This is a genomic window from Streptomyces sp. NPDC021020 (genome assembly GCF_044333285.1).
Classification (GTDB): Bacteria; Actinomycetota; Actinomycetes; order Streptomycetales; family Streptomycetaceae; genus Actinacidiphila.
In genome coordinates, this window is the sequence record NZ_JBIRQQ010000003.1 from 129963 (window position 1) to 150028 (window position 20066).

General features: G+C 73.8%; 15 protein-coding genes, 1 tRNA gene and 1 pseudogene. 10 read left to right on the plus strand and 7 right to left on the minus strand.

The genetic code is table 11. From position 1 onward, the window contains the following. Window positions 1-3 precede the first annotated feature (3 nt). The 4 genes from ACH4SL_RS09040 to ACH4SL_RS09055 all read left to right on the plus strand — a co-directional run bounded on the left by ACH4SL_RS09040 (window position 4) and on the right by ACH4SL_RS09055 (window position 3446). Window positions 4-1101, plus strand: coding sequence for a 2-aminoethylphosphonate ABC transporter substrate-binding protein (locus ACH4SL_RS09040; RefSeq protein WP_398442874.1), 1098 nt, complete (start codon window positions 4-6; stop codon window positions 1099-1101). A 102-nt stretch (window positions 1102-1203) separates the two neighbouring features. Next, window positions 1204-1983 (plus strand): HAD-IIA family hydrolase, encoded by a 780-nt coding sequence (locus tag ACH4SL_RS09045; protein ID WP_398442876.1) that lies wholly within the window; start codon window positions 1204-1206, stop codon window positions 1981-1983. A 119-nt stretch (window positions 1984-2102) separates the two neighbouring features. Further along, entirely contained in the window at window positions 2103-2771 is a 669-nt protein-coding gene (locus ACH4SL_RS09050) for a hypothetical protein (RefSeq protein WP_398442878.1), read from the plus strand. 15 nt (window positions 2772-2786) lie between these two features. Then, window positions 2787-3446: a class F sortase gene (locus tag ACH4SL_RS09055; protein WP_398442880.1), complete on the plus strand. Its 660-nt coding sequence runs from the start codon at window positions 2787-2789 to the stop codon at window positions 3444-3446. A gap of 34 nt (window positions 3447-3480) precedes the next feature. Here the strand turns inward: ACH4SL_RS09055 and ACH4SL_RS09060 are convergent, their stop codons facing one another. Next, window positions 3481-4236, minus strand: coding sequence for an ANTAR domain-containing protein (locus ACH4SL_RS09060; protein ID WP_398442882.1), 756 nt, complete (start codon window positions 4234-4236; stop codon window positions 3481-3483). A 201-nt stretch (window positions 4237-4437) separates the two neighbouring features. On the opposite strand from ACH4SL_RS09060, the gene ACH4SL_RS09065 reads away from it, so the two are divergent. After that, entirely contained in the window at window positions 4438-7380 is a 2943-nt protein-coding gene (locus tag ACH4SL_RS09065) for an FAD-binding and (Fe-S)-binding domain-containing protein (RefSeq protein ID WP_398442884.1), read from the plus strand. Here ACH4SL_RS09065 and ACH4SL_RS09070 read toward each other — a convergent pair whose 3' ends face one another. Next, window positions 7381-8763, minus strand: coding sequence for an FAD-dependent monooxygenase (locus ACH4SL_RS09070; RefSeq protein WP_398444054.1), 1383 nt, complete (start codon window positions 8761-8763; stop codon window positions 7381-7383). It abuts the gene before it with no gap. A gap of 90 nt (window positions 8764-8853) precedes the next feature. On the opposite strand from ACH4SL_RS09070, the gene ACH4SL_RS09075 reads away from it, so the two are divergent. Beyond that, a complete protein-coding gene (locus tag ACH4SL_RS09075) occupies window positions 8854-9504 on the plus strand; it encodes a TetR/AcrR family transcriptional regulator C-terminal domain-containing protein (protein ID WP_398442886.1) in 651 nt (216 codons plus the stop codon). Between the two features lie 32 nt (window positions 9505-9536). Here ACH4SL_RS09075 and ACH4SL_RS09080 read toward each other — a convergent pair whose 3' ends face one another. Continuing rightward, window positions 9537-10676, minus strand: coding sequence for a PP2C family protein-serine/threonine phosphatase (locus ACH4SL_RS09080; RefSeq protein ID WP_398442888.1), 1140 nt, complete (start codon window positions 10674-10676; stop codon window positions 9537-9539). Between the two features lie 282 nt (window positions 10677-10958). Between ACH4SL_RS09080 and ACH4SL_RS09085 the strand changes: the two genes are divergently transcribed. Both ACH4SL_RS09085 and ACH4SL_RS09090 read left to right on the plus strand, forming a co-directional pair. Then, the gene (locus ACH4SL_RS09085; protein WP_398442890.1) at window positions 10959-12368 is read left to right on the plus strand and encodes a M1 family metallopeptidase; all 1410 of its coding nucleotides are present in this window, start codon (window positions 10959-10961) and stop codon (window positions 12366-12368) included. 351 nt (window positions 12369-12719) lie between these two features. Then, window positions 12720-13514 (plus strand): pentapeptide repeat-containing protein, encoded by a 795-nt coding sequence (locus tag ACH4SL_RS09090; RefSeq protein WP_398442892.1) that lies wholly within the window; start codon window positions 12720-12722, stop codon window positions 13512-13514. A 54-nt stretch (window positions 13515-13568) separates the two neighbouring features. Here the strand turns inward: ACH4SL_RS09090 and ACH4SL_RS09095 are convergent. After that, window positions 13569-13645 (minus strand) — tRNA-Lys (locus ACH4SL_RS09095). Window positions 13646-13715: 70 nt separating this feature from the next. After that, the gene (locus tag ACH4SL_RS09100) at window positions 13716-14474 is read right to left on the minus strand and encodes an IclR family transcriptional regulator (RefSeq protein ID WP_398442894.1); all 759 of its coding nucleotides are present in this window, start codon (window positions 14472-14474) and stop codon (window positions 13716-13718) included. A gap of 450 nt (window positions 14475-14924) precedes the next feature. On the opposite strand from ACH4SL_RS09100, the gene ACH4SL_RS09105 reads away from it, so the two are divergent. Both ACH4SL_RS09105 and ACH4SL_RS09110 read left to right on the plus strand, forming a co-directional pair. Next, on the plus strand, window positions 14925-16010 hold the full coding sequence (locus ACH4SL_RS09105; protein WP_398444057.1) for an LLM class flavin-dependent oxidoreductase: 1086 nt from the start codon (window positions 14925-14927) through the stop codon (window positions 16008-16010). 275 nt (window positions 16011-16285) lie between these two features. After that, window positions 16286-17671: pseudogene (locus tag ACH4SL_RS09110) on the plus strand (glycoside hydrolase family 18 protein); the annotation flags it as partial. Here the strand turns inward: ACH4SL_RS09110 and ACH4SL_RS09115 are convergent. Both ACH4SL_RS09115 and ACH4SL_RS09120 read right to left on the minus strand, forming a co-directional pair. Further along, window positions 17638-17886 (minus strand): glycine zipper domain-containing protein, encoded by a 249-nt coding sequence (locus ACH4SL_RS09115; protein ID WP_398444059.1) that lies wholly within the window; start codon window positions 17884-17886, stop codon window positions 17638-17640. The pseudogene ACH4SL_RS09110 and the gene ACH4SL_RS09115 sit on opposite strands and share 34 nt — an antisense overlap. A gap of 358 nt (window positions 17887-18244) precedes the next feature. Continuing rightward, window positions 18245-20026 (minus strand): putative bifunctional diguanylate cyclase/phosphodiesterase, encoded by a 1782-nt coding sequence (locus ACH4SL_RS09120; RefSeq protein WP_398442896.1) that lies wholly within the window; start codon window positions 20024-20026, stop codon window positions 18245-18247. Between the last annotated feature and the right edge of the window lie 40 nt (window positions 20027-20066).

Genomic DNA, 20066 nt, shown 5'->3' on the forward strand with positions numbered 1-20066 from the left:
GCCATGCGCGCTCACCCCCGTACCCTCACCCCGCTCACCGCCGTCGCCGGTGCGCTCGCCCTCGGACTGACGCTGGCCGCCTGCGGGGGCTCGTCCTCCGCCTCCGGCAAGGGCGGCAAGGACGGCGGCAAGGCCTCCACCGAGATCACCGTCTACAGCGCCGACGGCCTGCACAGCGACGCGGGCGACGGCTTCTACGACAAGGTCTTCAAGGACTTCACCGCCGCCACCGGCATCAAGGTCAACTACGTCGAGGGCGGCTCCGGCGAGATGGTGCAGCGCCTGGTGCGGGAGAAGTCCAACACCAAGGCCGACCTGATCGTCACCCTGCCGCCGTTCATCCAGCAGGCCGACACCAAGGGCCTGCTCGACACGTACACCCCGAAGGGCGCCGACCAGGTCGCCGCGGCCGACAAGGGCGCCGACAACCGCTGGGTGTCGATCGTCAACAACTACCTGTGCTTCATCTACAACACCAAGGAGCTGCCGCAGCCGCCGAAGACCTGGGACGACCTGCTGGACGCGAAGTTCAAGAACAAGCTCCAGTACTCGACGCCCGGCGTCGCGGGCGACGGCACCGCGGTCGTCATCAAGGCCGTGCACGACTTCGGCGGGCAGCAGCCCGCGATGGACTACCTGAAGAAGCTCCAGGCCAACAACGTCGGCCCCTCCGCGTCCACCGGCCAGCTCGCGGCCAAGGTCGACAAGGGCGAGCTGCTCGTCGCCAACGGCGACGTCCAGATGAACTACGCCGACATGGCCTCCATGCCGAACCAGGGCATCTTCTTCCCCGCCGCCACGGCCACGGGGAAGCCCACCACCTTCGCGCTGCCGTACGCGGCCGGCGTCGTGAAGAACGCGCCGCACGCGGACGCGGCGAAGAAGCTCCTGGACTACTTCCTGACCCCCGAGGTCCAGCAGGAGGTCTCCTCCGTCGGCGGCGGCTTCGCCTCCCGCGGCGACATCCACCCGACCGACAAGAACGCCACCGAGCTGCAGAAGATCATGTCCGGTGTCGACGTCTTCACCCCCGACTGGAACGACATCGACAGCAACCTGACCACGTACGTCGACGCCTGGCAGTCGGCGACCGGCAGCTGACACCGCACCAGGTCGCCCAGCAGCCGAGACGCCCGGGGCGGGGCACACCCGCCCCGGTTACGCTGGGGCGCCACGCAGGCCATGACGACAGGAGACCGACCGGTGTCGACCCGCAAGCCCATCGACTCGTGGCTCACCGACATGGACGGCGTGCTCATCCACGAGGGCACCCCGATCCCCGGCGCCGACGCCTTCCTCAAGGGGCTCAAGGAATCCGGCAAGCCCTTCCTGGTGCTCACCAACAACTCCATCTACACCCCGCGCGACCTGCACGCCCGGCTCTCCCGGATGGGCCTGGACGTGCCCGTGGCCAACATCTGGACGTCCGCGCTCGCCACCGCGAAGTTCCTGGACGACCAGCGCCCCGGCGGCACCGCGTACGTCATCGGCGAGGCGGGTCTGACGACCGCGCTGCACGACGTCGGCTACATCCTCACCGACCACGACCCCGACTACGTGGTGCTCGGCGAGACCCGCACGTACAGCTTCGAGGCGCTCACCAAGGCGATCCGGCTGATCCGCGGCGGCGCCCGCTTCATCGCCACCAACCCCGACGAGACCGGCCCCTCGCCCGAGGGCGTGCTGCCCGCGACCGGTTCGGTGGCCGCGCTCATCACCAAGGCCACCGGCCGGGACCCGTACTTCGTCGGCAAGCCCAACCCGCTGATGATGCGCGCCGGGCTCAACGCGATCGGCGCGCACTCCGAGGCCAGCGCGATGATCGGCGACCGCATGGACACCGACGTGCTGGCCGGGCTGGAGTCCGGCATGACGACCTACCTGGTGCTCACCGGGCTCACGGCGGTGCCGGACATCGAGCGCTACCCGTTCAAGCCGTCCTACGTCGTGAACTCCATCGCCGACCTGGTCGCCGAGATCTGATCACGCTGCGTATCGACCGTGTCACCCTGATGGACCCCCGAGCGTGCGAAGCCGGGGGCCCGCGGGGATCTTCGTAAGCACCGGGCGCGACTCCCCGCCCCGGCCGAGCGGAGGTCCCCATGTTTGGTCTGAAAATGCCCGTCATCGCCGCCGCCGGTGCTCTCGGCGTGCTCGCCCTGGGCGGGGTGACCGGGCTGCCGAAGCAGGCGCTCGCGGACGAGGGGGGAGGTGGGTCCTCGTCCGCGTCGTCGTCCTCTTCTTCGTCCTCTTCGTCCTCTTCGTCCTCGGCGTCGTCGGCGTCCGGGATGGACGTCTCGCCCACGACGGTCGCGCCCGGCGGGGTCGTCAACCTGCACCTCAGGGCCTCCTGCAAGTCCGGTGCGAAGGCGCAGGCCAGCGCCGAGGTGTTCGTGGACGCGGTCACGCTCGCGCCCGCCGGTGACGGCTGGGACGGTACGGCCTTCATCAAGTCCGACGCGACGGAGGGCTCCTACGCCGTGTCCGTCGAGTGCAACGGCTCCGCCAGCTCCGCGTCCGCGACCGTGACGGTCACGAGCGGCGGTGGCGGTGGCGGCGGGGGCCACAACCCGCTGACGCCCGTCAACCCCGTCCCGGCGGGCGGCGGCGGCACGGCGAAGGTCGTCACCCACGGCGCCCCGGCGCAGCTCGCCGCGGGCCCGGCGGCGGCCGGCACCAGCACCGGCCCGCTGCTCGTCACCGGCGCGGTGGCGGCGGCCGGGTTCGCCGGGCTGGTCCTCCACCGGCGCCGTACCGCCGACCGCGGCTGAGCGGCGCTGAACGGCATGGCGGAGGGGGCGGAAGGGACGGAAGGACGCGGCAGGACCTGGGCCGCGGCGGTGGTCGGCCTGGTCCTGCTGGCGGCGTGGCTGCTCGGCCACGGCGGCCACCTCCCCGGCGCCACCGCGCCGCCCACCGGCGGCAACCTCGCCGCCGCGGCCGCCGACCGCCCCCCGCAGGTCTACGCCCCGCACCTGCCGCTGCCCGCCGCCGTCCCCACCCGGATCGACGTCCCGTCCGTCGGCATCCACGCGAAGCTCGTCCCCCGCGGCCTCAAGGACGGCGCCGTCGACCCGCCCCCGTACTCCACCCCCGACGTCGCCGGCTGGTACCGCGACGGCCCGGCCCCCGGCGCGTCCGGCGCGGCCCTCGTCGTCGGCCACGTCGACACCGAGACCCAGCCCGCGGTCTTCTACGCCCTCTCCACGATCATCCGCGGCGCCCTCGTCTCCGTCACCCGCGACGACGGCACGGTCGCCGAATTCGCCGTCGAGGCCGTCGAGATCGAGCAGAAGTCCCACTTCGACGCCACCCGCGTCTACGGCTCCGCGGGCCGCCCGGAACTCCGCCTCATCACCTGCGGCGGCGCCTTCGACGAGACCACCCAGGCGTACTCGGCGAACGTCGTCGTCTACGCGGCCCTGACCGGCTCCCACAAGGCGTGAGCCCGCGGGCGCCGGTGGAGAACCGCGCACGCGCCTACGAAGGGCCCGGTACGGTCGCCGTGCCCGCGAGGAGGGCGAGGGCGAGGTCGGTCACCTTCAGGCGGCGGGCGCGGGCGTGGGTGCGCAGGAGGTCGAAGGCGACGTCCACGGGGACGTGGAAGCGCTCGGCCAGCAGGCCCTTCGCCTGCTCGACCGGGACGCGGGTGTCCAGCGCGGTCTGGAGCTGGGCGGCGAGGCGGGCGTGGTGGCGGCGGGTCCTGCGCTGGAGGACGCCGAGGGCGGCGGCTCCGGCGAGGGTGCGGGCGAGGTCCGCGCGGGCCGGGTCCAGCGGTCCGGGCGCCGCACGGAAGAGGACGAGCGCGCCCACCGTCTCCTTGCCGTGCCGCAGCGGCAGGGCGAGGACCGCGCGGTAACCGGCGCGGAGCGCCCGCCGGGCGTAGTCGGGCGGGAGGGCGCCGGGGTCGCGCTCCAGGTCGGGCGCCCCGCCTTCCGCGCCCTCGTGGTAGCTGTCGGGCCCGGGCCCCTGCCCGGTCAGGAGCCGCGCGGGCTCGCAGGACGCGCCCGCCACCCGCAGCTCCCCGTCCTGCGCGGCCAGCAGCACCCCCGCCGCGGCGACCCGGAGCAGCCGCGGCAGCCGGGCGGCCAGCTCCCGCAGCGGCGCGTCGTCCTCGGCCTCGTCGTCGAGCGGGTCCCCGAGCCCGAGCAGCGTGTCGGCCAGCAGCCGCTCCACGTCCCCGGACGGTTCCCGCCCCGCGGGTGAGGCCCACCCGTCCGGCAGATGTGCGTGCACGCCGTTCCCCTTCCCCCGTCGGACCGGCTCCGGCCCCGAGTATTGCCGCTGACCGGCGCTTCCGCCTCCGTCGCAGGACGGAGACCGGCGGGCGGAGCCCGCGCGACCCGCACCACCCGGGCATATCCTCACCGAGCGGTAGGAAAGGAATGTTTCTCCGCCTGGTCCGGCCCCCCGGGGCCGCCCGCCGAGGAGGTCCCCATGCCCGTGCGTGAACCGAAGGGCGGCGCCGCGCTGCGGCCGTCCCCCGCGGGGGAGGCCGCGCCGGACCGGGTGGTGGAGACCCTCGCGGGCGGCACGCCCGCCGAGCTGCGGACCGGGCTCGTCCGGCTGCTGGGCGAGGACCGGGTCCTGAGCGGCCTCACCGACCTCGTGGCGTACGCGTCCGACGCGAGCCCTTACCGCTTCGTGCCGCAGGCCGTCGTGGTGCCCAAAAGTGTGCAGGACGTCGTCCGGCTGCTGGGCTTCGCCCGGTCCGAGCGCCGCCATCTGGTCTTCCGGGCCGCGGGCACGAGCCTGAACGGGCAGGCGCAGGGCGAGGACATCCTCGTCGACGTCCGCCGCCACTTCACCGGCGTGGAGGTGGCGGCGGACGGCGCCAGCGCCCGCATCCTGCCCGGCACCGTGCTGGCCCGCGCGAACGCCGCGCTCGCCCGGCACGGGCGGGTGCTGGGGCCGGACCCGGCGAGCGCGAGCGCCGCGACCGTCGGCGGCGTGCTGGCCAACAACGCCTCCGGCATGACCGCGGGCACCACCCGCGACTCCTACCGCACGGTCGCCTCGCTGACGGTCGTGCTGCCGAGCGGCACGGTCGTCGACACCGCCGACCCGGAGGCCGACACGGCCCTCGCCGCCGCCGAGCCGGACATCTACCAGGGCCTGCTGGACCTGCGCGACGAGATCGAGGCCGACGCGGAGCTGACCGCCCGCATCCGGGCGAAACTCGCGGTCAAGAACACCAACGGCTACCGGCTGGACGCCTTCCTCGACGCCGACAGCCCCGCCCAGATCCTGCGCGGCCTGATGATCGGCTCGGAGGGCACGCTCGGCTTCGTCGCCGAGGCGGTCTACCGGACGCTGCCGCTGCGCCCCGCCGCGACCGCGGGCCTGCTGTTCTTCCCGTCGCTGCCCGCCGCGGCCGCCGCCGTGCCGCACTTCGCGCAGGCCGGGGCGGAGGCGGTGGAGCTGATGGACGGCAACGTGCTGCGGGCGGTGACCGCGGTGCCGGGCGTACCGAAGGAGTGGGCGCGGCTGCCGGAGAGCTGCGCGGCGCTGCTGGTCGAATTCCGCGCCGCGGACGACACGCAGCTCGCCGCGTACGAGCGGGCCGCCGGGCACGTCTGCGCCGACCTCGGCCTCGTCGCGCCCGTCCCCGCCGGGGAGGGCTACGGCGGCTTCACGCGCGACCGGGAGCGGATCGCCGCGCTGTGGCGGGCGCGCACCGCGTTCGTCACGGCGGTCGGCGGGGCGCGCCCGTCCGGCACCACCCTGATCACCGAGGATTTCGCCGTGCCGCCGGGGCGGCTCGCCGAGGCGTGCGAGGAGCTGCTCGACCTCCAGCGGCGGCACGGCTTCCAGGCCGCCGTCGCGGGCCACGCCGCGCACGGCAACCTGCACTTCCTGCTCACCTTCGACGCCGCCCGGCCGGAGGACGTCGAGCGCTACGGCGCCTTCATGGCCGACTTCTGCCGCACCGTCACCGAGCGCTTCGACGGCTCCCTGAAGGCCGAGCACGGCACCGGCCGCAACATCGCGCCCTTCCTGGAGCAGGAGTGGGGCCCGGCGGCGACCGCGCTCATGTGGCGGGTCAAGGCGCTGCTCGACCCCGGGGGCGTGCTCGCCCCGCACGTGATCCTGGACCGCGACCCGCGCGCCCACCTGCGCGGCCTCAAGACGATCCCGGCGATCGAGGCGGTCGCCGACCCGTGCATCGAATGCGGCTTCTGCGAACCCGTCTGCCCCAGCCGCGACCTGACCACCACCCCGCGCCAGCGCATCGTGCTGCGCCGCGAGATGCTGCGCCAGGGCGCCGACTCCGCCGTCCTCGGCGCGCTGCTGGACGCGTACGGCTACGCCGCCGTCGACACCTGCGCCGGGGATTCGAGCTGCAAGCTCGCCTGCCCGGTCGGCATCGACACCGGCGCGATGATGAAGGCCTTCCGGCACGCCCGGCACAGCCGTGTGCAGGAGCGCGCCGCCGCGTCCGCCGCGCGGCACTGGGGCGCGGGGGAGCGCGCCGCCCGCGGCGCGGTCGCCGCCGCCGACGCGGTGCGCGGCCGGGTCGGCGACCGCCCGCTGACCGCCGCCACCTCGCTGGCGCGGCGGGCGGCGGGCCGCGAGCTGATACCCGAGTGGCTGCCGGAGATCCCCGGCGCGGCGCCCGGCGCCCTGCCCCGTACGGCGCGGGACGGCGCGCGGGCCGTCTACTACCCGGCGTGCGTCAACCGCGTCTTCGGCCCCGCGGACGAGGGGGCGGGCTGGCTGCCGCGCGCCCTGGTCACCGTCTCGGCCCGCGCGGGCCTGCCGGTGTGGATACCCCCCGACGTCACCGGCACCTGCTGCGCCACCATCTGGCACTCCAAGGGCTACGCGGCCGGCAACGCGCTCATGGCCAACCGCGTCGTCGAGCAGGCCTGGGCGTGGACCGGCGGCGGCCGGCTCCCCCTCGTCGTGGACGCGACGTCCTGCACGCTCGGCCTCGCCCGCGAGGTCGTCCCCTACCTCACCGACGCCAACCGCGAGCTGCACGGCGAGCTGACCGTCCTGGACTCCACCGTGTGGGCCGCCGAGCACGTCCTGCCCCGCCTCACCGTGACCGCCCCGCTGGACTCCGCGGTCCTCCACCCCACGTGCTCCGCCCACCACCTGGGCGCCCCCGTCCCGGCGCTGGCCACCGTCGCCGCCGCCCTCGCCCGCGAGGTCGTCACCCCCGACGACGCGGGCTGCTGCGGCTTCGCGGGCGACCGCGGCATGCTCCACGAGGAGCTGACCGCGTCCGCGACCCGCCCCGAGGCCGACGAGGTCGCCGCCCGCCCCTACGGCGCCTACCTGTGCGCCAACCGCATGTGCGAGGTCGGCATGTCCCGCGCCACGGGCGAGCCGTACGAGTCGGTGATCCTCGCCCTGGAGCGGGCGACGCGCTGATCAGCGGGCGGCCGGCACCCGCACGGGCTCGGGGGAGCCCACCTTGGCGGTGTAGGCGGTGAGGCCGTCCTCCGTCGGGCCCGCCCAGCCCACGTAGCCGTCGGGGCGGACGAGGAAGACGCCGGGGCCGTACGGGGGTGGGGCGTCCTCGCCGGTGGTCAGGAGGGTCCAGTGGGGGCCGCGGAAGGCGTCCAGCAGGCGGGTGCCGGAGACGAGGGCGTCGGGGGCACGGTCGCCCGCGCGCAGGGGGCCGGGGGTGGGGCGGGTCTCGGTGGTGAGGGAGGAGACGGGGTAGCCCAGGCCGAGCTGGCGGGTGGCGGCGCCGCGGCGGGCCTCGCCGCGGTGGATGCGCGTGGAGAGGCCGAGCATGTCGGCGGCGACCGGGCGGCGCTCCTCCTCGTAGGTGTCGAGCAGCGCTTTGGGCGCGCCGCCGCGCAGCACCGCGCCGAGCTTCCAGCCGAGGTTGTACGCGTCCTGCACGCTGGTGTTGAGGCCCTGGCCCCCGGCGGGGGAGTGGACGTGGGCGGCGTCGCCGACGAGGAAGACCCGGCCGTCGCGGAAGCGGTCGGCGAGTGCGGCGCGCGGGCGGAAGTCGGAGGCCCAGGACAGCGCGGTGACGTCGCCCGCGGCCAGGTGCGAGCGGGCCGCGACGAGCGTGCGGACGCCGTCGAGCGAGAGGTCCACCTCCGTGCCCTCGGCGAACTGGGCGACGAGCTGGAAGTCGTCCGTCCCGGCGAGCGGGCAGGCGACCATGAAGCCGGTGTCGCCCGCGGGCGGGAAGATGTGCCAGTGCTCGCGGTCCAGGCCGCTGATCCGGACGTCGGCGACGAGCAGGGGCTGCGGGTCGACCGTCTCCCCGGCCATGCCGACGCCGAGCGCCCCGCGCACCGCGGAGCGGCCGCCGTCCGCGCCCACGGCGTAGCGGGCGCGCAGCTCGCCGCCGTCCGCGAGGCGTACGGTCACCGCGTCCGCGTCCTGGGCGAGGCCGGTGACCTCGCGGCCGAAGGAGACGCGGCCGCCCAGCTCCTCCAGCCGGGCCAGCAGGATCTGCTGGGTGCGCCACTGCGGCACCATCCACGGGTCGGCGTAGGGCGACGACTCGTCCTCCTCGGACGGGTCGAACATCGGGCGCCGGGTGACGATCGCGCCGTCCTGCCAGACGGCCCCGAGCGGGTAGGCGCCGCCCGCCGCGCGGATCGCGTCCATGACGCCGAGGTCGTCGAAGACCTCCATCGTGCGCGGCTGGATGCCCTTGCCGCGCGAGCCGGGGGCGAGGCCCGCCCCGCGCTCGGCGACCAGCACGTCCACCCCGCGCCGGGCGAGGTCGACGCCGAGCGCGAGCCCGCTCGGGCCCGCGCCCACCACCAGCACGTCCGCGTCCACGTACGTCCGGTCCCCCATGCCACCCATCTCCTTAACGCCGTTAAATTGCGATGCCCCCAGGCTGCCCTTAACGGCGTTAAACTGTCAAGCGTGAACGCCGCCCCCCGACTCCCCCTCGACCGCACCCGGGTCGCCGACGCCGCGCTCGACCTGCTCAACCGGGTCGGGCTCGACGGCCTGACGGTGAGCGCCATCGGCCGCGAACTGGGCGTCAAGGCGCCCGCGCTGTACTGGCACTTCAAGGACAAGCAGGCGCTGCTCGACGAGATGGCCACGCAGATGTACCGGCGGATGGTCGCCGGGTCGGCCCTCGACCCCGCCGACACCTGGCAGGAGCGGCTGCGCAAGGCCAACCACGGCCTGCGCGACGCGCTGCGCGGCTACCGCGACGGCGCCCGCGTCTTCAGCGGCTCGCGCTTCACCGGAAACGAGCACGTCAAGGAGATGGAGGCCACCCTGCGCCTGTTCACCGCGGCGGGCTTCACCCTCACCCAGGCCGTCCGCGCCACCTCCACCAGCTACCTCTACACGCTCGGCTTCGTCATCGAGGAGCAGGGCGTGCAGCCCATGCCGGACGAGCGCCGCGAGGGCTTCGACGTCGACGAGCGCGCCCGCGCCATGGCGGACTTCCCGCTGTCCGCGGCGGCCGGGGCGGACATCTTCGCCGACTACGACGCCCACTTCACCGACGGCCTCGAACTCGTCATCGCGGGCATCGCGGCCCGCTACGGCGTCGCCTGACCCCGCGCCGGGCCCTACCCCGGCTACCCCGGCTACCCCGGCAGCGGCGGGTCCGGCGGGTGGACGGGGAGGGCGCGGGGCTGGGGGGCCAGCAGCAGGAGGACGACGTCGTCGGAGAGGGAGCCGCCCGCGTGCCGGAGGAGGTCGGCGAAGACGCGCTCCACCGCGGCGTCGAGATCGTGGTCGGCGCCGACGACGATGGGCCCCACCCGCTCCGCCAGCGGGTAGAACGTGCCGTCGATCGGGCTGCGCGCCTCGATCACGCCGTCCGTGCAGAGCACCAGGACATCCCCCAGGACGAGCGGCACCCGCCACGCGACGGGCCCGTCGTCGCCCGGGACGAGATCGGCGAGGCCGAGCGGGGCCCACGGCTCGGGCGGGTCGAGCGTCTCGACCACCCCGTCGCGCGCGACCCGCAGCGGCGCCACATGGCCGTAGTGCAGCAGCTCGACGGAGCCCGGCGTGTCGAACTGGGCGAAGAGCGCGGTGATGAAATCCCCGGTGGTGACGTGCCGCCCCACGCTGGTGTCGACCCGCCGGGCGACCGTGTCGAGCCCGCCCTCGTCGAACGCGGCCTCACGGAAGGCGCCCAGCACGACCGCCGAGGTCTGCACCGCGGCGAGGCCCTTGCCGCGCACGTCGCCGATGAGGGCCCGCACCCCGTGCGGGGTCTCCAGTACCGCGTAGAGGTCGCCGCCGATCTGCGCGGCGTCCGCGGCGGACACGTACCGCACCGCGAGCCGGACCGGGCCGACCCGCGGGGCGGGCGGGCGCATCAGCGCGTGCTGCGCGGCCTCGGCGACGGACGCGATCGCGGTGAAGGCCTTCGCCCCCGTCTCCCGCCGCCACGCGATGTAGACGCTGAAGAGGCTGACGAGCGCGTACGCGAAGGCCTGGCCGAAGAAGACGTCGTGGTCGGGGATGTCGGTGATGCCGTCGTACGGGGCGAGCGCGGCCTGCACGAAAAGGCCCAGCACGCCGATGAAGGCCGTCTTGCGCCAGCTGACGGTGATCGCGGCGAGCGGCGGGGCGACCACGATGCCCGGGGTGAGGAAGTGGTCGCGCCCGGCGATCAGGTCCGCGACGACGACGAGCCCGATGGTCGCCAGCGGCAGCGAAAGGCCCAGGCGGGCCAGATACTCGCCCTCCACCCGCAGGAGGGCCTTCCTCAACCAGACAATCTTCACATGGTGAACCTATCCGCCCGTACCCGTGGCGGCAGCGCTCCGCCCGGGTGATCGACACCGCTCCACCCCGGAACGGCCCGGACGGCGGTGAGGTTCCCGCGCCGCGCGGGTGACGGCACGTCATCTGACGGTGAGGGGGCGTCATGTGTTGCGCCGGGTGAAGTTTCTGCGACAGATGGGGGCGATGGGGTGGCAGGGGAGCGGGTCCGCTCCCTACGGTCGACGTGTCCCTGTCAGTCCATCACGTCCCGCACGGGAGGACACTCGGTGCGAAAGAGCCTGCTCGCGACCGCCACCGCCGCCGTACTCGGCTACCTGCTGGTGATCCCCGCGTCCGCCGCGTCCGCCGGACCCGGCGCCCCCGGCATCGGCGATCCGTACTACCCCACGTACGGAAATGGCGGCTACGACGTCTCCCACTACGACCTCGACCTGCGCTACCAGCCCGCGACCGACACCCTCTCCGGCACCGCCACGATCCGGGCCACCGCCACCCAGGGCCTGACCTCCTTCGACCTGGACTTCGCCCTCACGGTCGGCAAGGTCACCGTCGACGGCCGCCCCGCGCGCTTCGCGACCAGCGGTGAGCAGGAACTCGTCGTCACCCCCGCCCGCACCCTCCCGCGCGGCAGGCCCTTCACCGTCACGGTCACCTACTCCGGTGTGCCCTCCGGTGTGCAGCGCTACGGCTTCACGTCCTGGCAGCGCACCGCGGACGGCGGGGTCGCCGCGAACGAGCCCGAGTCGGCCTGGTGGTGGTTCCCCAGCAACGACCACCCGCTGGACAAGGCCACCTACGACGTGACCGTCCGCGTCCCCGAGGGCGAGCAGGCCATCAGCAACGGCCTGCTCGTGTCGCAGCACACCGCGGGCGGCTGGACCGGCTACCACTGGCGGCAGGACGCCCCGCAGGCCACCTACCTCGCCACGCTCGCCCTCGGCCACTTCGACATCACCCGCAGCCGCACGCGCGCCGGAGTGCCGGTCATCAACGCGTACAGCACCGCGCTGCCCGCCACCACCGCGGCGAACGCCCGCAAGGGCGTCGAGCAGACCGCGGACATCATCGACTTCCTCAGCACCTGGTTCGGCCCCTACCCCTTCGACGCGGCGGGCGGCTACGTCCCCGACGTCCCCTCGCACTTCTCCCTCGAAGCGCAGACCCGGGTCTTCTACAGCCCCGCGGTCTTCGCGACCGCCGACGGCAACGGCACGGTCGCGCACGAGCTGTCGCACCAGTGGTGGGGCGACGACGTCTCGCTGGAGCGGTGGTCCGACATCTGGCTCAACGAGGGCTTCGCCACGTACGGCAGCTGGCTGTGGGCCGAGCACCAGGGCGGCCCCACGACCCAGCAGGCCGCCCGGGAGACGTACGACTCCTACCCGGCGGACGATCCCTTCTGGACGGTGGAGCCCGGCGACCCGGGCCCGGACAAGCAGTTCGACGACGCGGTGTACGACCGCGGCGCCGTCGCCATCCAGGCCCTCCGCACGACGATCGGCGAGCACGCCTTCCGCGAGCTCCTGCGCGCGTGGCCCGCGCAGCACCGCTACGGCAACGGCACGATCGCCGAATTCCGCGCCCTCGCGGAGCGGTTGTCCGGCCGCGACCTCGGCGCCTTCTTCACGACGTGGCTCTACACGCCGGCCAAGCCCGCCACGCTCCCGGGCACGTAGCCGCCCCGAGCTGCCCCTCGCGGTGGGACGCGCGACCTTCCCCCGGCGGTGGGCTGGCCGCGCAGTTCCCCGCGCCCCTGGTGTGTTGCCCCGCGCCGCAAGCGCTTCCCCCTGCGGGGGCGGCCCCTTGCGCGTGAGGGCGAGCGTTTTCAGGGGCGCGGGGAACTGCGCGCTCAGCCCCCACCGGCCGGGACGGCGCATGCCACGCCAAGTGGCAATCACCCAGGGGCGCGGGGAACTGCGCGACCAGCCCACCACCGGCCGTAAGGTCCCGCGGCAAGGGACGGGGCAGCCCGGAGGGCGGGGGTGCGGCACCATAGGGGCCGGGGTCGACGGAAGGGGCCGGGGACGGTGGACGCGCTGCAAGCGGATTGCGCGAAGTGCTTCGGGCTGTGCTGCGTCGCCCTCGCGTTCACACGCTCCGCGGACTTCCCGCGGGACAAGGCACCCGGCGAGGCGTGCGAACACCTCGACGGCACGCACAGGTGCGGGATCCACGACCGGCTGCGGGACCGCGGCTACGCGGGCTGCACCGCGTACGACTGCTTCGGGGCCGGGCAGAAGATCTCCCTGCACACCTTCGGCGGGCGCGGCTGGCGCGACGCCGAGGACGGCGGGCGGGCCATGTTCGCCGTGCTCCCGGTCGTGCGGCAGCTGCACGAGCTGCTCCGCTACCTCGCCGACGTACGCGCCCTGCCCGCCGCCGAGCGGCTGCACCCGGCCGCCGCGGCGGCGGCCGGGCGGGTCGAGGCGCTGAGCCTCGGCGGCGCGGACGAGCTGCTCGCGCTGGACGTCGCGGCCGAGCGCGCCCGGGTCGTCCCGGTCCTGCGCGAGGCCTCGGCGCTCGCCCGCGCCCGCTTCCCGCGCGCCCGCGCGCTCGGCGGCGCCGACCTCATGGGGGCGAAGCTGCGCGGCGCGGACCTGCGGGGCGCGGAATTGCGCGGGGCCCTCCTGGTCGGTGCCGACCTGCGGGGCGCGGACCTGAGGTCCGCCGACCTGATCGGCGCCGACGTCCGCGGCGCGGACCTGCGCGGCGCCGACCTGCGCGGTGCGCTCTTCGTCACCGCCACCCAGCTCGGCGGCGCCGCCGGCGACGGCGCGACCCGCCTCCCGCACGGTCTCGCCCGCCCCGGCCACTGGGCCTGAGCAGGCGGGAACGCACGCAGAAGAGGCCCGTACGCGGAAACGTACGGGCCTCGGTGGTGCGCCGCCAGGGACTCGAACCCCGGACCCGCTGATTAAGAGTCAGCTGCTCTAACCAACTGAGCTAGCGGCGCAACGAGGTCAACTATACGGCCTTCCGAGGGGTGCCGATGACCACCCTCCCGGCGGATTGCGCGCCGCGGCTCAGATGCTCATCGAGAGCAGCACGGGCGCGGCCCGCTCGTTGAGCGTGTCGACGGCGGGGCGCAGCCGGTGGGCCTTGGCGAGCGGCATCGACAGGGCCAGGCACGCCACCGTCTTGCCTATCGTGACGGGGATCGCCGCGCACACCGTGCCGACCGCGTACTCCTGGAGGTCGAGCGTGGGGACGCTCGCGGGCTGCCGCTCCAGCTTGGTGAGCAGGGCCCGGTCGTCGATCTCGGTGCGCGAGGTGAGGCGGGCGGGGCGGTGCCGGGAGAGGTGTTCGAGCCGCCCGTTGTGGTCGAGCTGCGCGAGCAGGCACTTGCCGACGGCGCTGGCGTGGGCGGCCGAGCGGAAGTCGACCCACTCGTTGACCTTGGGAGCGCCGGGGCCCGCCGCGAAGTCGATGATGTTGACCTCGCCGTCGTCGTAACGGCTGAAATAGACGGCGGCGCCGACCTCGTCGCGCAGCTCGACGAGAATGGCCTGGAGTTTTTCGGCGAGCGCGTCGTCGTGCTGGGCGGCGCCGAGCAGCACGAGGGACTCGCCGACGACGTAGCCGCCGCCCGGCAGGAATCCGAGATAACGCTCGCGTCGCAGCATGGCGAGGAGTTGGTTGAGATACCCGGTGGGCACCCCGATCTCCCTGGCAAGCTGGTCGGCGGTGACGCCGTGCCGGTGCGCGTCGACGGCCTCCAGTACGCGCAGGGCGTGCTGGACCGCGTAGACCGGCGCGGTCTGTCGGTGCTCCTCAAGCGCCACGGTAGCCCCCTGCAGGTGTGACCGTTTGCGTCCCGGTCGTCGCTGCTGGTCACGGCTCGTGCCCGGAAGCGGGTGGAGCCGGCAGGTCGACCGGATTCCACGATAGCCCCAAAGCCGTTATGGGAAGAGGAGGTTGACGGCTTCTTCCCGGGCCCGCAGGCGTATATGCAGGAAGGGGCCTGTCTGGCATATGCCAGCGGCATTGCCCGATTTCCGGGTGCATCGATTTCCGGCCGGGAACAACCCCGCGGGCACTCCGGTTGTGCTTTCCCGGGGTATTCCGCGCGCCCGGCGCGCGGCCGAACGGCAGGCAAGAGCGACGAGGAGGCACCGGCTGTGGGTGACGAGCAGGCCCGGGCGGACGGCGGCACGAGCGGCGGGACGGACGGCCGTACGGGCGGCGGCCCGGACGGCGGCGGGCAGCGGGAGCGCCGCCCCGCCGGACACGGGATCCGCGGGGTGGCCCGCGGCAGCGCGCCCGTACCGCTGTCGGTGTTGGACCTCGTGGGTGTCGGGGCCGGGGTCACGGCGGGCGACGCGCTGCGCACCAGCGTGGAGATCGCCAGGACCGCCGAGACGCGCGGCTACCACCGGATGTGGGTGGCCGAGCACCACTCGATGCCCGGCGTGGCCAGCTCCTCGCCCGCGGTCATCCTGGCCCATCTCGCGGCCCACACCCGCACGCTGCGGCTGGGCTCCGGCGGGGTGATGCTGCCCAACCACGCGCCGCTGGTGATCGCCGAGCAGTTCGGCACCCTGGAGGCGCTCGCGCCGGGGCGGATCGACCTGGGTCTGGGCCGCGCGCCCGGCACCGACGGGGCGACGGCGGCGGCGCTGCGCCGTACCGAGGGCCTGCACGAGGGCGCCGACGACTTCCCGCAGCAGCTCGCCGAGCTGACCCGCTTCCTGGACGACGACTTCCCGCCCGGCCACCGCTTCGCCCGTATCCATGCGGTGCCGGGCCCGGTGCAGGGCAGTGCGGACGGCGGGGTGCAGTCCCCGGACCGGCCGAGCATCTGGCTGCTGGGCTCGTCCGGCTTCAGCGCCCAGCTGGCCGGTGCGCTGGGGCTGCCGTTCTCCTTCGCGCACCACTTCTCCGCGCAGAACACGATCCCGGCGCTCGCGCTCTACCGCGAGTCCTTCCGGCCCTCGGAGGTGTTGGACCGCCCGTACGCGTCGATCGGGGTGTCGGCGCTGGCGACCGAGGACCCGGAGCAGGCCCGCCGCCAGGTGCTGGCCGGCGCGCTGGGGATGCTGCGGCTGCGGATGGGCCGGCCGGGGCTGATCCCGACGCCGGAGGAGGCGGCGGCGTATCCGTTCAGCCCCATGGAGGAGGAGTTCCTGGGGACGTGGACCGCCAACGTGATCCACGGCGACCCGCAGACGGTGCGGACCGGACTCGACGAGCTGGTCGCCCGGACCGGCGCGGACGAGCTGGTGATCACCGCGAACGCGCACACACCGGACGTCCGGCTGCGCTCCTACGACCTGATCGCGGACGCGTACGGCCTCCCCAAGGACGCCGCCGCGAGTTAATTACCGGTTACTCGCGCCCCGGTGGTCCAACGCCGAACTGACCGCAGGGCTGAGCATCACACAGGGTCAAAGCCGCTCGTCACCCGGCTGACGAGCGGCTTTGCTCATGTCGTGAACTGTCAACGGGCCGCGCCGGGCCCGAAATTGGTCTAGTCCTGGCTTTGGTTCAGACCATTGACGTGCACTTGATCAGGGGACTATCCATACCCCGCAGCCCCCTGTTGTTCCTCCCTCTCCCCCCGGAGGTTCTTGTGCAGTCCAGGAAGAGAGCGTTCGTGGCCGCGGCCACGAGCGCCGCGCTCGCCCTCGGCGCGCTCACCGCGCTCGTCGGCGGACTCGGCACCGCGCAGGCGGAGTCGTCGTCGACGGCGGCCCAGCCCGCCGCGGCCGCGGCAGCGTCGAGTGGCGGTGTCAACATCGCCTACTACGACCAGTGGAGCATCTACGGCAACGCCTTCTACCCCAAGAACCTCGACACCGAGGGCATCGCCGGCAAGCTCGACATCCTCAACTACTCGTTCGAGAACATCGACCCGACGAACCTCACGTGTTTCGAGGCCACGAAGGCGTCCGACTCCACGAACGAGAGCAACCCCAACGCCGGTGACGGCGCGGGCGACGCCTTCGCCGACTACCAGAAGTCGTTCGGCTCGGACATCAGCGTCGACGGTGTCGCCGACACCTGGGACCAGCCGCTGGTCGGCAACTTCAACCAGCTGAAGAAGCTCAAGGCGAAGTACCCGAAGCTGAAGATCGTCGTCTCGCTCGGCGGCTGGACCTACTCGAAGTACTTCTCGGACGCCGCCGCGACCGACGCCAGCCGCAAGAAGCTGGTCAGCTCCTGCATCGACATGTTCATCAAGGGCAACCTCCCCGTGCAGGGCGGCTACGGCGGCACCGGCGCGGCCGCGAACATCTTCGACGGCTTCGACCTCGACTGGGAGTACCCGGGCTCGCCGAACGGCCACGTCGGCAACCACTACAGCCCGAACGACAAGGCCAACTTCACCAAGCTGGCCCAGGAGTTCCGCACCGAGCTGGACGCGTACGGCGCGGCCAACGGCGGTAAGAAGATGCTGCTCACCGCGGCGATGCCGTCCGGCCAGGACAAGATCGCGAACATCGAGACCGACAAGATCGGGCAGTACCTCGACTACGCGAACATCATGACGTACGACATGCACGGCGCCTGGGACGCCACCGGGCCCACCAACTTCCAGGACCCGCTGTACCAGTCGCCGAGCGACCCCTCCACCCCGGTCGCCCCGGGCACCGAGAAGTACAGCGTCGACCACGCCATCACGGCCTGGACGTCCGGCAACTCGGCGTACGGCATCCCCGGCGGCTTCCCCGCGAGCAAGATCACCATGGGCTACCCGACGTACTACCGCGGGTGGACCGGCGTGACCGCGGGCAGCAACCACGGCCTCTACTCGTCGGCCTCCGGGCCGTCGCAGGCGCGCGGCATCAGCCAGGTCGCGGGCACCGCGTACTACAAGGAGCTGACCGGCGTCGTCGACAACCCCGCCGACACCTTCTACGACGCGGCCACGCAGTCCAACTGGTTCTACAACGGCAACGAGTTCTGGACCGGCCTCGGCGCCCAGTCCATCCAGGCCAAGGCGGATTACGCGCACTGCCACGGGCTCGCCGGCTCGATGATGTACTCGCTGCTCGACCTGGACCCGGCGGCCACCCTCTTCAACAAGATCGTGACGGCCACGAAGAGCTCGGCCTCGGGCTGCTCGTCCCCGACGAACCCGCCCACCACCCCGCCGACCACTCCGCCCACGACGCCGCCGACGACCCCGCCGACGACGCCCCCCACCACTCCTCCGACCACGCCCCCGACCACTCCGCCGGGCGGCACCTGCACCCTGCCCTCCTGGTCGGCCTCGGCCGTCTACGTCGGCGGCAACCAGGTCTCGTGGAAGAGCCACAACTGGCAGGCCAAGTGGTGGACCACCAACGAGGAGCCCGGCACGACCGGTGAATGGGGAGTCTGGCAGGACCTCGGTTCCTGCTGATCCCTGCGGGGGCCGGCTGATGAGTGGTCGGCCCCCGTCCCCGGGGCTCGCGTCCTCCCTCCCCCCGAGGACGCGGGCCCCTTCGGGGTGCCCGGCGGCGCCCGGGGTGCCACTTGCGGTGGCATGCGCGATCTTCCCGCCGTCGTGGCTGGTCGCGCAGTTCCCCGCGCCCCTGGTGGTTACCGCCCTGCGCAGCCGTAGCCGTCGCTAGCGAATGAGCTGAGCAATCGCCTCCGGCGCGACGGGCCGGGAGTAGTGCCACCCCTGCCCGGTGTCGCACCCGATACGTCGCAGGCGTTCCGCCTGCTCCGCGTTCTCGACGCATTCCGCCGTCACCGTCAGGCCCAGGCGGTGGGCGAGCTGGACGAGGGCCTCGACGATTGTCTCGTCCGCGGGGTTGGGGTGCTCGGCGGAGCGGAAGCCCTGGACGAAGGAGCCGTCGAGCTTGAGGGCGGAGACGGGCAGCCGGCTCAGGTAGGCCAGGTTGGAGTAGCCCGTGCCGAAGTCGTCGATGGCGATGCGCACGCCCATCTCGTGCAGCGCGTGCAGCGCCTGGAGCGGGCGCCCCGCGGAGCCCATGAGCGCGGATTCGGTGAGCTCCAGTTGGAGCAGCCGCGGCGGCAGGCCGGTCTCGTCGAGGATCGCGGCGACATCGGCGACCAGGTCGGAATCCCACATCTGGCGCACCGCCACGTTGACGCTGACCGCGGGCGGCGCGTCCGGGTACGCCAGCTGCCACGCGCGCGCCTGCCGGCAGCCCTCGGCGAGCACCCAGCGGCCGAGCTGGACGATCGAGCCGTCCTCCTCGGCGAGCCCGATGAAGCGGTTCGGCGACAGCCGCCCGAAGTGCGGGTGCTCCCAGCGCACGAGCGCCTCGACCCCGCGCAGCTCGCCGGTGTCCAGGGCCACCAGCGGCTGGTAGTCGAGCACGAACTCGCCGCGCTCGACGGCCTGCCGCAGGGTGCGGCTGAGCGCCTGGCGGGTCATGCGGTGCTCGTTGCGCTCGGGGTCGAAGAGCGTCCAGCGGGCCTTGCCGTCGGCCTTGGCCCAGTACAGCGTGGTGTCGGCGGCCTGCATGAGCCCGGTGGCGGAGTCGCCGGGCGCCTCGCGCTCGACGACGCCGATGCTCGCGGACACCGCGAGCCGCTGCCCGGCGATGTCGAAGGGCTGCTGGAGGGCCGTCAGTACGGATTCGGCCAGCGCGGTGGCCTGCCCGGTGCCGGTGGAGTCGCGCACCAGCAGCGCGAACTCGTCGCCGCCGAGCCGCGCGACGAGGTGCCCGCCGGGCTCGGCGCAGGCCTGGAGCCGGCGGGCGACGGCGGCGAGCAGTTCGTCGCCGACCCGGTGGCCGAGGGTGTCGTTGACGGCCTTGAAGCCGTCGAGGTCCAGGTAGCACAGGCCGATACGCCCCGCGCCGCGGCCCGCCGCGCTGTCGCACGCGTCGGTGAGGCGTTCGAAGAACAGCGCCCGGTTGGGCAGCTTGGTGACCGGGTCGTGCATCCGCAGATGCCGCAACTGCTCGCGCAGCGCGTCCCGTTCGCTGACGTCCTCGACGGTCAGCAGCAGCGGGCGGGCGCCGGTGCGCGACAGGGTGATCTCGGCGAGGAGGGCGCCGCCGTCGTCCTGCCGGGTGATCCGGCGGGTGCAGCGCAGCTTGTCGCGGCGGCCGGTCAGCACGTCGTGGAAGGCGGCGCGGGCGTGCGGGTCGCCCGCGAGGCCGAGCAGCGGGCCCGCGCCGACGGCGGCCAGCCGCTCGGGCGCGGCGCCCAGCAGGGTGGCGAGCGCCGGGTTGGCGGCGAGCACGTCGCCCTCGGGGGAGAGCAGCGCCATCGCGGCCCTCGCCACGGCGAAGGCGGCCCGGTAGTCGCGCAGCTCGGCCTCGTCGCGACCTGCGGTGCCGCGCGGGTGTGGGGCAGACGTGTGACTCTGTGTGATGACCTGTGCTGTGCTGTCGGGGTCGACGCCGGGGCCGCCCGCGGGTCCGCCCATGGCCTGCTCCCCGTGTCGCGCTCGTCTCGCACGCGATCAT